The following is a 983-nucleotide window of genomic DNA, read 5'->3' as shown; positions in this document are numbered from 1 at the left end:
CTGCTCTTTGGCGCTAAAAACTAATTAACAAATAAAAGGACTGAGGCGTTTTGACATCATCATCACCTTGATAAAAAAGTTATTTAATACGTATTACATGATCCGATAAAAAAAGTATAGGTAGTCACTGATCTTTAGTGATTTAAAATAAAAGTTGTATTTTAATACTAAAAATTAAGTACTTACATAAAAATATCTAATCCAACCGATAATTGGCTTTCAAGATTTTTATGTGGGGAAAAACGCTAACAATTACTGAGCTGATCTCTATTTTAAAAAAATAGAAAATAAAGGTAATTTAACACAATCTGAACAGTTTTATTCGCTAATAGGAAAATTGTATCCATAAAATAGTCCTTTTTTAATAAATAGAATACATATGACAGATACTAGTTATCTAATAGTGTAATTAATATGCAGTATTATATCATTCAGATGCTGTAGAATAGACACCTGTTTATTCTGATCAGTACTAGCATTAGGGAATTTAAATGTTAAGTTACCACTATCAATGGGCAGCCCTTCAAATGGAAGATACTCTCTGTCATCAAAATTCAACTGGAATTGTCCACTATCATTCATACCATGTGATATAGCAATTTGTTTGCAGCTTGAGTGTATACCCAAAGGCCCATTTGTATAGGTCATAACTGCCTGAATATCTTGATAGGGTCCTAATAAAGTAGGTAATGTAATGCTAATTTGTTTAATTCGACGTGAGCTACCAAGTCCCGCCATATTATAGTCATTAGTAAGATTCAAAGTGGCAAGTTCGATACTAGCTTCCAGACAGTGACTCTCACTATTTAAGGTCAGGGTATGTGCAGGCTCACTCCCTGTAATTGGTGTGCCTGGATTATTAAGTGCCTCATTAACGGATTCCTTAAAATCCTCAAATTGACCTTCCTTTGCCATCGACACGGTGCGACTAATTTCTAATACGCTGGATTTCCAGTCTAAATAAGCTGACTCCATGTGTGTTA

General features: G+C 33.5%; 1 pseudogene. It reads right to left on the bottom strand.

Going from position 1 to position 983, the window contains the following annotated elements:
- Window positions 1–393: 393 nt before the first annotated feature.
- Window positions 394–983: pseudogene (locus ACQ96U_RS27085) on the bottom strand (hypothetical protein); the annotation flags it as partial.

Source organism: Zooshikella sp. RANM57, assembly GCF_050749885.1.
Taxonomy (GTDB): domain Bacteria; phylum Pseudomonadota; class Gammaproteobacteria; order Pseudomonadales; family Zooshikellaceae; genus Zooshikella.
The sequence above is the reverse complement of the archived record's forward strand: the minus strand, read 5'-3'. Positions and strand labels throughout refer to the sequence as shown.